Below are 13,263 nucleotides of genomic sequence, written 5' to 3'. Positions count from 1 at the left end.
TACATCGTCACAATCGTAAAGCGCATATAATATTAGATGCAGCGCCAGATGTGAATTAAAACTGATACTAAATATAATTTAATACCATTTTTGAGAACAGGTTGCTGAATCATTTCTGTTGAGATTTTGCTCCTGTTCTGTAGTGGGCTCGGGGGCTGGTACTGAAGTTGAAAACGCACCAAAAAATCGATTAGCCATGGTATATAGGACGTCTGGAAAACCATGAGAAGTGGATTCCCTATTTTTTGAAGTAGTTTTAAGAACATCAGAATGTGTTGTGGATTGGTTGCTTATGGCACTGAGTGAGTTACGAATCTGTACAATCAGTGCCTTAAGCTCATAGCTGCTATTTAAACCCTCATAAGGGAATATACGATAAATTGTTTCGTATGCCTTCTCATTTACCACATGATTTATAGCGGCATTCATTGGTTCTCTGGTAAGAGGATGACTGTTATGCGCTTTGAGCCATGCTTCATGGTGAGCTAAATCAATAATTTGTGTTCTATTGGGAATCGGTCGCCATTTTCCAGATTCAGCTTGATAGAGTTTTATTATCAAGGAAGGATTTTCAATAGGTAAGAGCAGAATTTCATCGGTAACCTCATCAAGATGATTGGCTCTAATCATTTCTACAATTTTGCTGAACCTTCTAGGCTCAATACAATTGAACCAAGCGTATGCTTTTTCCAAATCCTTAGACGATGTCTCAGCAATGAGAAGGTTTACCAAATTAAACTCAAAGGAATTCAGATCCTCTTGCTCTCCTGGACGTGCAAAATTGCTGTCGGAAAGGTCTAGATGGAGAAGAAATTCATCGACGCGTTTAGAAAAAGCTTCAAAGTCACTCTCATGCTGCTCTTTAACGTAAATAGCAAGCCTCTCGAGATTAGCTTTAGAGTGGCCGATATTCTGAGCTATAATCTGTGGTCTATTTTTAATGGCCTCATCAAGATTTTTTAAGCGCGTAAGTAAATCTTGATAGGCTTTGGCAATTTCCTTAAGTTCTGGAATCGTTTTTGCCCTATCAAGTTCTTCTTCACTTAATAACTGGTTCGCATCAACGATATTGTACTCGGTATTTTCAATTTCAACGTTCTCTTGCAGTAATGCCAATTCTCTAGTACTTAATTCATTCGGTTTCAAAGTGTCAGCAAGTATGCGTGACAGCGTGCTAAAGATAAGCACTCGGCCGAATGCCTGCTTAAGGACATGATTAAATAATCCATTTTCATAGCCTTCTTTTGCACCCAAACGCATACTCTTAACAAGATCATATAAAGTTATAAAACCTTCAAGGACAAGTGTTACACCAGTTATGAATGGCACTGCTATGAGTACCAAGGCGGCTATGTTAACTCCTGCTAGGATGGCGGAAATAAATTTTCTTTCTGTAGCTGTATTATAAGCAACTGAGGCCTGATGAATGGGTAAACCTATCAAAATCAACATTGCTATTGAAACTGTTGCGGTAGCTATAAGACAATTAATAAACAGCGAATTTAGTGGATATAATATAGCGCCTGCAATATAGCCACTGGCCTTGTTGAGAGTTCGCAACATAAATCGGAATCCTTTTTCAAAAAAAGCGCTTTATGTTAACAAAGCAATCAAAAAAGGCCAAGCTTAATCCTCTAATAGAGATGCGGTAAGGGTATCTTATAACAGGTTCTAATTTCAGTAGTCTATACTCCGATAGTACTCAGATATACCTATCAATAGTATTCTCACATACTTTCATTCACATCATCCTCTATTTTAAGTAGAATGATGGGCATTTTAAGGAGTAGGGGATAGGGTTATGGCAGTCAGCGTACATACAATCGATTTTAAGCATTTAGGCATGCGTGATCTGGAGCAAGTGGGTGGTAAAAATGCGTCATTAGGAGAAATGATAGGTCATCTATCTTCGGCTGGTGTTCTTGTACCCACTGGATTTGCTACTACGGCTGATTCTTTTCGTGAGTTTCTCGGTCAAAACAAACTGGACCAAAAAATTTATGACATGCTGTCTTCATTGGATACAGAAGACATTACAGCGTTAACGACTGTTGGCAAACGAATTCGCCAGATGATACTAGCTGCCCCTTTCTCCGAAGCATTTGAAAAGGCTGTTCGTGCCTCCTACGATGATTTAATTAAACGCATTGGCCATAACGATTTTAGTGTTGCTGTTCGCTCCTCAGCAACTGCCGAAGATTTGCCCGATGCTTCGTTTGCCGGTCAACAAGAAACCTATCTTAATGTGCGTGGCATAGACGCCATTTTTACTGCCATTAAACAAGTTTTTGCCTCTTTATTTAATGATCGTGCCATTGCCTATCGCGTTCATCACGGCTTTGCTCACAATCATGTTGCCTTGTCGGTGGGTATTCAACAAATGATTCGCAGTGATTTGGCTGTAAGTGGTGTCATGTTCACTATGGATACAGAATCAGGTTTTAATGAGGTGGTTTTTATAACTTCCTCTTACGGACTTGGAGAAATGGTAGTGCAGGGTGCTGTTAATCCTGATGAATTTTATGTACATAAGCCCAGCCTGCGAGCAGGGAAACCTGCTGTGATTCGTCGTATTCTAGGCAGTAAAGCCATGAAAATGATTTATGCAGAGGGTTCAGATGCTGATAAAAATGTCACCACGACGGAGGTTGAACCTTCACTGCGCCGTCTATTTTCCCTGACAACGGAAGAAATTGAACAGTTGGCCCGCCATGCCCTTATTATTGAGCAACATTATGGGCGTCCGATGGATATAGAATGGGCCAAGGATGGTAAAGATGGTAAGTTGTATATTCTCCAGGCTCGACCAGAAACTGTAAAAAGTCGTGCAAATACTCAGGTGCTGGAGCGCTATAGTTTGCAAGCCAAAGGGAAAGTGCTTGCTGAAGGGCGTAGTATAGGTCAAAAAATAGGGCAGGGCCGCGCAAAAATTATTACCGACATTAGTGAAATGCATCGTGTTGAGCCAGGTGATGTTTTAATTTCTGATATGACAGATCCCGATTGGGAACCGATAATGAAGCGTGCTTCGGCAATTGTAACCAATCGTGGTGGTAGAACTTGTCATGCTGCTATTATTGCTCGTGAATTGGGAATTCCCGCCGTTGTAGGGTGCGGTGATGCTACCAAAACTATAAAAGATGAGACTGAAGTAACGGTGAGTTGTGCCGAAGGCGATACCGGCTATGTTTACCAAGGATTACTCCCGTTCGAACAGGTTAGCCTTGATGTAGATACCATGCCTGAACTGCCGCTTAAAGTGATGCTTAATGTAGGGAATCCAGAACGTGCATTTGCTTTTCAGTCGATTCCCAATGCTGGGGTAGGGCTTGCACGATTAGAATTTTTAATTTCAAACACTATAGGGATCCATCCAAAGGCCTTATTAGATTATGACAAACTTGAAGATAAAAAGCTGAAAGAGTATATCGATGAGAAGACAGCGGCTTATGCTTCTCCAGTAGAATATTATGTTGAGCGGCTAAAAGAGGGAATTGCCACGATTGCAGCTGCTTTTTACCCCAAACCGGTTATCGTCAGGCTTTCTGATTTCAAATCTAATGAATATGCCAATTTAACAGGTGGGCAGCTTTATGAGCCACACGAAGAAAATCCCATGATTGGCTTTCGTGGTGCCTCACGCTACGTCTCAGCTGATTTTGCCGAATGTTTTGCACTTGAATGCCAAGCCGTTCGCCGGGTTCGTGAAGACATGGGTCTTAGTAATGTTGAAGTGATGATTCCGTTTGTAAGAACGGTGACTGAAGCAAAAGAGGTCATTGAGGTACTAAAAAAGCATGGTCTTGAACGAGGTAAGGCTGATTTACGTATTATCATGATGTGTGAACTCCCTTCAAATGCGCTATTGGCCAGTGATTTTCTGGAATATTTTGATGGCTTTTCTATTGGCTCCAATGATTTAACCCAGCTGACTCTTGGCCTGGATAGGGACTCGGGGTTGGTGGCTTCACAATTTGATGAACGAGATCCCGCAGTCAAGGCTTTATTGCATATGGCTATCTCTACCTGCAAAAAAGCAGGAAAATATGTGGGAATTTGTGGTCAAGGTCCTTCTGATCATCAGGATTTTGCCCAATGGCTAATGAAAGAAGGGATTGATAGTGTCTCACTTAATCCTGATTCGGTGCTGGAAACCTGCCTCTTCCTTGCGGGCCATAAATGAAGCGTTATTTCTATCTGTTGATGGTATTCGCAGGATCATATCCTGCTTTATTGCATGCAAGCGTGCAAAAAGATGCTCATCATGATCCAATTGCTCCCATTTTACTGTGGGTGACGCTGATTTTATTTTTTGCACTGGTCGGTCGTTATTTGGCGCGGTGCTTGGGGCAACCCGGTGTACTTGGGGAATTGTTAATGGGGGTGCTATTAGGCAATCTCAGTTATTACTTGGGTTCAGATTTAATGGTAATTTTGCGGGAAGGTCCTGAAATTTTTAACATTATGGGATCCATTTTAAGAGGAGAGGCCCTGCCACAAGCTGTTGCAGCCAACATCAGAAATCCTGTCTATTCCCAACAAATTTTGGATGCTCTAATTGGTCCTCAGGGGCTTGACTTGATAAAAATAGGTTATGTATTGGATGTTTTCTCGCGTTACGGTGTTATTTTTTTGTTATTTATGGTGGGTCTGGAAAGCTCGATGGAGGAGTTAAAACATACGGGTCGCGAGTCAATTCAAGTGGCAGTGCTTGGTGTTTTGGCACCTATTTTTTTAGGCTTTATCATTGCTCATATTATACTCCCAACTGCCTCCTATAAAGTTGATTTGTTTGTAGCAGCAACGTTATCAGCAACAAGTGTGGGCATCACTGCGCGTGTGCTTGCAGAAATGAAAAAATTACGAACTCGGGAAGCGCGAACTATTCTCGGTGCAGCGATGATTGATGACATTTTAGGACTAATCATTTTAGCGATAGTAAGTTCATTGGTAATCAATGATGCTGTTGATTTCTCAGTTGTTGTTCGTATTGTTCTTTCTGCCCTAATGTTTTTCGCAGTAGCATTAACAGTTGGTCCATTTATTTTACGTAAAGTAGTTGCTTTCTTTGATCATTTCCTTGAGTTCTGGGAAGTAAAATTACTTGCTTCATTTATTTTTGTAATGATTTTGGCGTGGTTAGCTACTTTGGTTGATCTTGCAGCTATTATTGGAGCTTTTGCAGCCGGATTAATTCTTCACGATGGATTTTTCACGTCTAAAAACGGCGATCACTATCAGGAGTCTCGTAGCATTAAAAGTCTGGTTGGTCCGCTTGAATCAATCCTTGCTCCTTTATTTTTTATTTTAATTGGTATTCAAGTGAAACTTGAAACCTTTGCTGATTGGTCTGTTTTATTTATGTCTGCGGGCCTTATAATCGCTGCCATTGTAGGTAAATTAATAAGTGGTTTGGGTGGTAGTAAGAAAGATGATCGCTTATTAATTGGCATAGGCATGTTACCTCGAGGGGAAGTTGGTTTGGTGTTTGCGTCAATTGGTCGTACACTTGGAGTGATTTCTGATCAGCTTTTTGCCGCTGTGATTTTAATGGTTGTTGTAACAACATTTCTTGCTCCCCCATTACTTAAATCAAGGTATGCTAAAAATCATCGGGATAAACATGATCATAAATGAAACTCAAATGTTGGAGGATGTCAGGCGAGCTTTAGCCGAAGATGTGGGCTCAGGGGATATTAGTGCAGATCTGTTATTGCCGCATTTAATAGCAGATGTTGAGATTATTTCGCGAGAACCAATGTTGGTTTGTGGTATCCCCTGGGTTGAGGCTATTTTTACCGAAATTAATCCTGATATAAACGTGCATTGGTTGGTGAGAGAAGGAGAGTGGCTCGACAAACCAGCGACCTTGTGCAAGATGACAGGGTCAGCTGCTGCCATCTTAACAGCTGAACGAACAGCGCTGAATTTCTTACAAACCTTATCGGCTACAGCGACTCAAACCTATCACTATTTACTTCAGCTTAAGGGTACTAAGACGCGATTATTGGATACTCGCAAGACCCTTCCGGGTTTACGCATGGCTCAAAAATATGCAGTGGCCTGTGCAGGTGGCGTTAATCATCGTATGGGCCTATATGATGCCGTTTTAATTAAAGAAAATCATATTAAATCTTGTGGTTCAATTGCCAACGCAATTGCGCTGGCCAAGCAAAAGCATAAAGATTTTTTCATTGAAGTTGAGGTTGAAACCTTGAAGGAGCTTGAGGAAGCGCTGACAGCAGAACCTGATCGTATTTTGCTTGATAATTTTAGCAATGCTATGCTTGTGGAAGCAGTAGAAATGAATCAGGGGCGTTGTGAGTTAGAGGCATCGGGTGGAATTGATTTAACTAACATAAATAGTGTAGCTGCAACAGGAGTTGACTATATTTCAGTTGGTTCCATCACCAAATCAGTTCGAGCAATCGATTTAAGTTTATTGGTTAGGGAAGTTAAATGAGTCCGCGAATAGTGTTTACCGGTGGTGGTACAGCAGGTCATGTAACACCCAACCTAGCATTAATTGAAATTCTACAAAAAAATAATTGGCAAATTGACTACATTGGCTCGGAAGAGGGTGTAGAAAAGAATATGATAGGTGTTTTAGACATTCCTTATCATGCAATAAGTAGTGGTAAATTAAGGCGCTACTTCAGTTGGCAAAATTTTTCAGATCCTTTAAAAATCTTGTGGGGTATTGGTCAAGCTTATTACTTACTGCGAAAGTTAAAGACGGAGATTGTATTTTCAAAAGGCGGTTTTGTTGCATTTCCGGTTGTTGTCGCAGCCTGGTTACACCGAATTCCTGTGATCGCTCATGAGTCGGATATGACTCCCGGGCTTGCCAATCGATTAAGTTTTCCCTTTGTTGACAAAATATGCGTTACATTTGCAGCGGCAAAAAAACATTTTAAGAAACAACAAAAGGTTGAAGTTACTGGAACGCCAATACGTTCGCAGTTATTCAATGGTTCTAAAAAGAAAGGGTTATCTCTCTGCGGTTTTACTACGGAAAAACCTTGTATTCTGGTGATGGGTGGAAGTTTGGGTTCGGTGTTATTAAACCGCACACTAAGAGAAACTTTATCGGCTATATGCGAGCATTTTCAAATTATTCACCTCTGCGGTAAAGGAAAAATTGATGATGCCTTACTCAACAAAGAAGGGTATTGCCAGTTTGAGTATGCGAATGAAGAACTGGCTGATTTATTTGCTGCCAGTGATTTAGTTATTTCACGTGCCGGGGCAAATGCTTTGTGTGAAATTCTTGCTTTAGGCAAACCGCATGTTTTAATACCTCTCTCTGCCAAAGTCAGCAGAGGTGATCAAATACAGAATGCAAACTATTTTAAAGAGCAGGGAATTAGTGTCGTTGTTGAAGAAGAAGCATTAACAAGTCACTCTCTTTTAATGGCTATTAACGACGTTAATCAACATAAAGAAGAAATAGTTGCAAAGATTAAGGCGCTTCATGTGGAGTCAGCGGCCTTAAAAATTATTGCATTGATCAAGGAGCAGATGCATGTTGAATCCCCAGAGATTGTATGACTATATAAGTAGGCAGTGGCAAGAAACTATCCTTCCAAGTCTTTGTGACTATATCAAGATTCCCAATAAATCACCGCATTTTGATCAACAGTGGCAAGAAAATGGATTCATGGAACAGGCTGTTGCTCATGTGGCCCATTGGTGCAAAACCCATTCACCCACTGGCATGACCCTGGAAATTGTGCGTTTACCTGCTCGAACGCCTTTGTTATTTATGGAAGTTCCAGGACAACTGAATGAGACCGTATTGCTTTATGGGCATTTGGACAAACAACCGGAGATGACTGGATGGCAAGAAGGGCTGGATCCCTGGAAGCCTGTCATTAAAGAGGGTCGCCTTTATGGACGTGGGGGGGCCGACGATGGTTATGCAGCCTATGCTTCCCTGACTGCCATACGGGCTTTACAAGAGCAGGGATTACCTCATGCTCGTTATGTGTTAATTATTGAAGCTTGCGAAGAGAGTGGCAGCTATGATTTACCTTTTTATATCGATGCCTTAAAAGAAAAAATTGGTGAACCTTCTCTGGTGATTTGTCTGGATTCCGGGGCAGGCAATTATGAGCAGCTGTGGATGACTACCTCTTTGCGTGGAAATGTAATTGGTGAGTTATCCGTTGAGTTACTGACTGAAGGGATCCATTCAGGATATGCCAGCGGGATGGTGGCTGACAGTTTTCGCGTCGCGAAACAATTAATAAGTCGTATTGAAGATGAAATAAGCGGTGAAATTAAATTAAAGGAGTTATTTTGTGATATTCCGCCAGAGCGAATACAGCAAGCAGCGGCCTGTGCGGAAATTCTTGGCGAAACAATCTATACCAGTTTACCTTTCCATCCTGGAGTAGAGCCTGTTACTAAAGACAAGCAACAGCTTCTTTTAAATCGTACCTGGCGTCCTGCGCTCGCAGTAACTGGTGCTACAGGTTTGCCTCTGATTAGTGATGCCGGAAATGTGCTGCGACCAAAAACCTCTCTAAAATTATCAATGCGTCTTCCTCCTTTGGTTTGTCCGGAGAAAGCCGCTGCAGCCCTGCAGCGAGTGTTAACGGAAGAGCCGCCTTATCAGGCGAAGGTCGCTTTTCATATTCAGGATGGTGCTGTGGGCTGGAATGCTCCTAAAATGGCTCTGTGGTTGGAAGAGGCTGCTAATGATGCCTCCATGATATTCTATAAAAAACCCGCGGCTTATATCGGAGAAGGAGGAACTATTCCTTTTATGGGAATGTTGGGAGAGAAATTTCCCGATGCTCAATTTATGATTACAGGAGTCTTGGGTCCACATTCCAATGCGCATGGACCTAATGAATTTTTACATTTGGAAATGGTAGAAAAATTAACAGCTTGCGTTTCATACGTACTATATTCACATTCTAAACAGATAACACTCGACAGCTAAACAAAATATTGCGATACTTCCTCACCTTCTTGCAGGTAAGCAAGAAGGGAAGCGGGATAAGTTTTTTTGGAAAATGCTAGTCCCATTTTAGTCCAACAATTAAGGAGAATAGTAATGAAAGCAAATTTATTTGCTGCTGTATTATCACTTTGTATCGTCTCTCTTCCTCTTCATGCCAAAATGGAAGCTGTTAGTCCTACCTATACAAAAACAAAAACTTCTCAAGGTAAAATTAATTTAAATAAAGCTGATGTGGCTACACTTGCAAAATCCGTAAAAGGAATTGGCAAAAAACGTGCAGAATCCATTGTTCGTTATCGTGAAGAACATCATGGCTTTAAAACAATTGAAGAATTGTCTCAAGTGAAAGGATTAGGAAAACAATTTGTAAAGAACAATTTGTCTCAGCTTCAAGAAGTTTTTACACTTGACTAGGTTTTCTGAAAACAATTTTATGGCATAGTGGCGGAGTTAACCGCCATTATTTTAAATGAAATCATCGGTAAAATTGTTTTTTATTTTTGCAAATTTATTCTGCAGCTGAAAAATCAGTCGTGCTATCAAAACAATGTCTACATTCCACGCTTTATGCGTGGAATTCAGTTCCATCTATAACAAGATTGCACTAATTGCTTTAAAAGACTAATTATAAAGTCACTTCAATAGTTTCTTAAACGAGGTCAAAAAATCTTAATTAAGATCTGTCGATTTTTATTCAAATATAAGGTAAAGTGTTGCCAAAAAAAGAATGAGGTAGTGTTGCACATGTTTAGGAAATTGCGGGGTGTTTTTTCCAATGATTTATCGATTGATTTGGGAACGGCAAATACATTAATTTACGTCAGGGACAAAGGGATAGTTTTAAACGAACCATCCGTTGTAGCTCTCCGTAATGAATCAGGTCAGAAACGAGTTGCTGCTGTTGGTCTTGAAGCCAAGCGTATGCTGGGTAGGACACCTGGTAATATTAACGCTATTCGACCAATGAAAGATGGCGTAATTGCTGATTTCTTTGTTACAGAAAAAATGCTGCAACACTTTATCCATAAAGTTCATGAAAATCGCTTCTTGCGACCAAGTCCACGGGTACTGGTTTGTGTACCTTGCGGTTCAACACAGGTTGAACGGCGTGCCATTCGCGAGTCAGCGATGGGTGCTGGAGCACGTGAAGTATTTTTAATAGAGGAGCCCATGGCCGCAGCTTTGGGTTCTGGAATGCCTGTAGAAGAAGCCAGTGGTTCAATGGTAGTGGATATCGGTGGTGGTACTACAGAAGTAGCCATTATTTCCTTAAGTGGTATTGTTTATCATCAATCTGTACGTATTGGTGGTGATAAGTTTGATGATGCTATTGTTTCTTATGTTCGTCGTAACTACGGTACCTTAATTGGTGAAACAACTGCTGAACGTATTAAACATGAAATTGGTTCCGCTTTCCCCAGTCGTGATCTTTTTGAAATTGAAGTTAGAGGTAGAAATTTAGCGGAAGGTGTGCCCCGTAGCTTTACTTTAACCAGTGCCGAAATTCTTGAAGCATTGCAAGAGCCACTTTCAGGAATTGTTGGTGCAGTTAGGGCGGCTTTGGAATTAGCCCCACCAGAACTTGCTGCAGATATTGCAGAGCGTGGTATGGTGTTAACAGGTGGTGGTGCCCTACTGAAGAACATGGATACTTTATTAATGGAAGAAACAGGCCTGCCCGTGCTGGTTGCAGAAGATCCTTTAACCTGCGTAGCGCGTGGTGGTGGTAAGGCATTAGAAACCATGGATCTTCGTGGTGGTGATTTCCTCTCAACAGAATAATCCTAAAAGCAGGATTTTTGCTAAAAAGGGCAAACACCAAGCGTTTGGCTTCGTGTTTGCTTCCGCTTTTTCTTTTTTACTCATGTTCTCCGATTATCATTACAGCTATTTGAAGAATGTACGTAGTGGTTTTGCGTTACTTATTTCGCCTCTGCAATATGCAGTTGATTATCCTGTTCGAGTTATCGGTTGGGTTCAGTCCTTGGTCAGTGCAAAGAAAGCATTAATTAATGAAAATATGCAGCTGCGCTACCAACAGACTCTACTTGAAGCGGAGTTGCAGAAGCTAATTGTGATTAAAGAAGAAAATTCGCAGCTTAGAGAACTGTTGTTAACTTCTTCCAAGGCTAAAATGCAGGCAATGGCAGCACAGATCCTTGCCGTGGATACTAGTAGTTCACGTCAGCTAGTTGTGCTAAACAAAGGCAAACGTGATGGTGTTTACGTAGGCCAGCCTGTTCTCGATGCCAAAGGGGTAATGGGGCAGATTATCGATGTTGGTTCAATGACCAGCACCGTTCTATTAATCTCAGATTCCAAAAGTGCTGTGCCCGTACGCAATAATCGCACTGGTGAACGCGCTATTTTGGTGGGTACAAATAATATGAGTCAACTGTCCCTGATTAATTTGCCAAAAACTTCATCGATTAGTAAGGGAGACTTACTGGTAACTTCCGGCATGGGCCGTCTATACCCTGAAGGCTATCCTGTTGGTCGTGTTGAATCTGTAAAAAATATTCCAGGCGAAGCGTTTATAAAAGTCAATGTGAGTCCTATCGCTTTATTAAACAGAACTCGACTCGTTTTGCTCATTTGGCCCGATAAAGAGCAAGCTGCATTAACCGCTCAGATTAATGAGCGTTTAAATGTGCTGGGAGAGACGGCATGAATTTATATTTACGCTTATTGGTTGCAGTTCTTATCTCTCTTGCGTTAACTATTCTACCCTTGCCAGATTCACTCACTGGCTTAAGACCACCCTGGATATTAATGCTGGTTTTATATTTGCAGTTTTTTCTGCCAAATTATTTCAATATGATCACGCTTTTGATTATTGGCTTAATTCTGGATGTGTTATTGGCAACAGTGCTTGGTGAGCATGCCTTTGCATTATCTGTAACTACCTGGCTTGCCAGTAACAAGGCGCGCCGTTTCTATTTTTTCTCCATGGGGCAACAAATGGCTTTAATTGGTTTTTTCTGCCTTCTTTATCAAATGTTAATCTTGGTTATGGAGCTTTTTTTAGGCTATCGCATGGACTTCCTAATGTCAGTTGGTAGTGCTGCAATCAGTATGATTTTGTGGCCTTGGGTAAGGTTGTTGGCTGACGACACGTTAAGAGCTAAAACAGTATATAGTCACTAATATAAACAAAATCGTAAGTGGGGTTCATTTTCGACCCAACACAAGCCATGCATAATTTTCAATAGAGGGATCAAGCAACCTACACAGACTAAGTTCATTCATTATCATGAAAATTGAAAATGCACTCCCAGATTATCATTATTCTTCATAAATTCATGAAAATTTTTGTGGGTACTGGTCTCACCAGACGATGGATCAACCATAGTAATCTCTCCGTCTTTATTAGAACGACAGAAAACCAGATGACCACCTGACACATCCTTGCTACTTACCATCACAAGCGCGGTTGAGTTAGCAGGGAAGGTATATTTTTCTGAGGTTGGAATACTCTGTAACTTTTTACTCCGATTTTTGAATATTCCATAAGGGGCAACCAGCGTAGGGTCTTTTTCTTGAACATTTTTTAAAGTCTCGGCTGCACGATCCTCGAGGACAATGCTAATGACATTGAGTTTATGGTTTTCCAGAAAGGACATCAGCTTCGCTGGATCGGCGATTCCGCCAGGGGTTGTCCAGATTGATTTATAAATTTCAAATTCCTTGACAGGGGTACAGTCCTGTTCACTAATATGGCCAGTATGGTACATCATTAATAAAATAGCTCTTGCAGCACAGGAGCTGGGAAAAGTCTGTTGGTTTTGATTGGTGTTTAAGTGATTTAAACGTTCACCAAGGTGTTTTTGCTGAACAGCAAATTCGGCAACTTCTTCACTAAAAGTAAGTAATTGCTGAAAGCAATTATCGGATAGAAGTTCAACCACGTTAGGATCCCCAAGTAATAATTTGACCATTGAAGAATCCAATTGTTGTAGTGAGTTAGTATTAAATTCCAGGAAATGCTTGAGTTCGAGGTTGTGATGCCGGAGCATAGAATTCAAGCAAGTTTCAAAAAGAAACAATGTTTCTTTATTATCAATACCCTTTATAGCATCCTCACCTCTTATATTATCTTCCTGAAAATTTAACTGAACAACAACTCCTTCCTTAAGAATACATTCTTGGGTTAGATTTTTAATGCGTTTTTCGATTTTATTAATCAGCTTAAAGGGAAAGTCTGTCTTTCGCTTTATAGAGATTTCCATAAACATAGTAAGAGACCTCTAACAGTCATTTTAATTAGTATAGTCACGTTTGACGCTCATAGT

11 protein-coding genes are annotated in these 13,263 nt (G+C 40.8%); 9 read left to right on the top strand and 2 right to left on the bottom strand.

Features of this window, described 5'->3' with window-relative positions:
• Window positions 1–78: 78 nt before the first annotated feature.
• Window positions 79–1,563 carry a hypothetical protein gene (locus clem_RS09000; protein WP_094091245.1) on the bottom strand — a complete coding sequence of 495 codons (1,485 nt, stop codon included), beginning with the start codon at window positions 1,561–1,563 and terminating at the stop codon, window positions 79–81.
• A 238-nt stretch (window positions 1,564–1,801) separates the two neighbouring features.
• On the opposite strand from clem_RS09000, the gene ppsA reads away from it, so the two are divergent.
• From ppsA to mreD, 9 genes are all read left to right on the top strand, one after another.
• On the top strand, window positions 1,802–4,183 hold the full coding sequence (ppsA, locus tag clem_RS08995) for a phosphoenolpyruvate synthase (RefSeq protein ID WP_094091244.1): 2,382 nt from the start codon (window positions 1,802–1,804) through the stop codon (window positions 4,181–4,183).
• Complete coding sequence (locus tag clem_RS08990) at window positions 4,180–5,637, top strand: cation:proton antiporter (RefSeq protein WP_094091243.1); 1,458 nt, start codon at window positions 4,180–4,182, stop codon at window positions 5,635–5,637. Before ppsA ends, clem_RS08990 begins: the two co-directional genes overlap by 4 nt.
• Entirely contained in the window at window positions 5,624–6,463 is an 840-nt protein-coding gene (gene nadC, locus clem_RS08985; RefSeq protein WP_094091242.1) for a carboxylating nicotinate-nucleotide diphosphorylase, read from the top strand. The genes clem_RS08990 and nadC overlap by 14 nt, the downstream gene beginning before the upstream one ends.
• Window positions 6,460–7,551 carry an undecaprenyldiphospho-muramoylpentapeptide beta-N-acetylglucosaminyltransferase gene (locus clem_RS08980; protein ID WP_094091241.1) on the top strand — a complete coding sequence of 364 codons (1,092 nt, stop codon included), beginning with the start codon at window positions 6,460–6,462 and terminating at the stop codon, window positions 7,549–7,551. Before nadC ends, clem_RS08980 begins: the two co-directional genes overlap by 4 nt.
• Entirely contained in the window at window positions 7,526–8,950 is a 1,425-nt protein-coding gene (locus clem_RS08975; RefSeq protein WP_094091240.1) for a M20 family metallopeptidase, read from the top strand. Before clem_RS08980 ends, clem_RS08975 begins: the two co-directional genes overlap by 26 nt.
• A gap of 114 nt (window positions 8,951–9,064) precedes the next feature.
• Window positions 9,065–9,385, top strand: a complete 321-nt coding sequence (locus clem_RS08970) for a ComEA family DNA-binding protein (RefSeq protein ID WP_094091239.1) — start codon at window positions 9,065–9,067, stop codon at window positions 9,383–9,385.
• Window positions 9,386–9,715: 330 nt separating this feature from the next.
• Window positions 9,716–10,753, top strand: coding sequence for a rod shape-determining protein (locus clem_RS08965; RefSeq protein ID WP_025385468.1), 1,038 nt, complete (start codon window positions 9,716–9,718; stop codon window positions 10,751–10,753).
• Window positions 10,731–11,642, top strand: a complete 912-nt coding sequence (gene mreC, locus clem_RS08960) for a rod shape-determining protein MreC (protein ID WP_094092324.1) — start codon at window positions 10,731–10,733, stop codon at window positions 11,640–11,642. The genes clem_RS08965 and mreC overlap by 23 nt, the downstream gene beginning before the upstream one ends.
• Window positions 11,639–12,118: a rod shape-determining protein MreD gene (gene mreD / locus clem_RS08955; protein WP_094091238.1), complete on the top strand. Its 480-nt coding sequence runs from the start codon at window positions 11,639–11,641 to the stop codon at window positions 12,116–12,118. Before mreC ends, mreD begins: the two co-directional genes overlap by 4 nt.
• Window positions 12,119–12,222: 104 nt before the next feature.
• Here mreD and clem_RS08950 read toward each other — a convergent pair whose 3' ends face one another.
• Complete coding sequence (locus tag clem_RS08950; RefSeq protein ID WP_094091237.1) at window positions 12,223–13,206, bottom strand: hypothetical protein; 984 nt, start codon at window positions 13,204–13,206, stop codon at window positions 12,223–12,225.
• Window positions 13,207–13,263 lie beyond the last annotated feature (57 nt).

The sequence above is a fragment of the Legionella clemsonensis genome, assembly GCF_002240035.1.
Lineage (GTDB): Bacteria > Pseudomonadota > Gammaproteobacteria > Legionellales > Legionellaceae > Tatlockia > Tatlockia clemsonensis.
The sequence above is the reverse complement of the archived record's forward strand: the minus strand, read 5'-3'. Positions and strand labels throughout refer to the sequence as shown.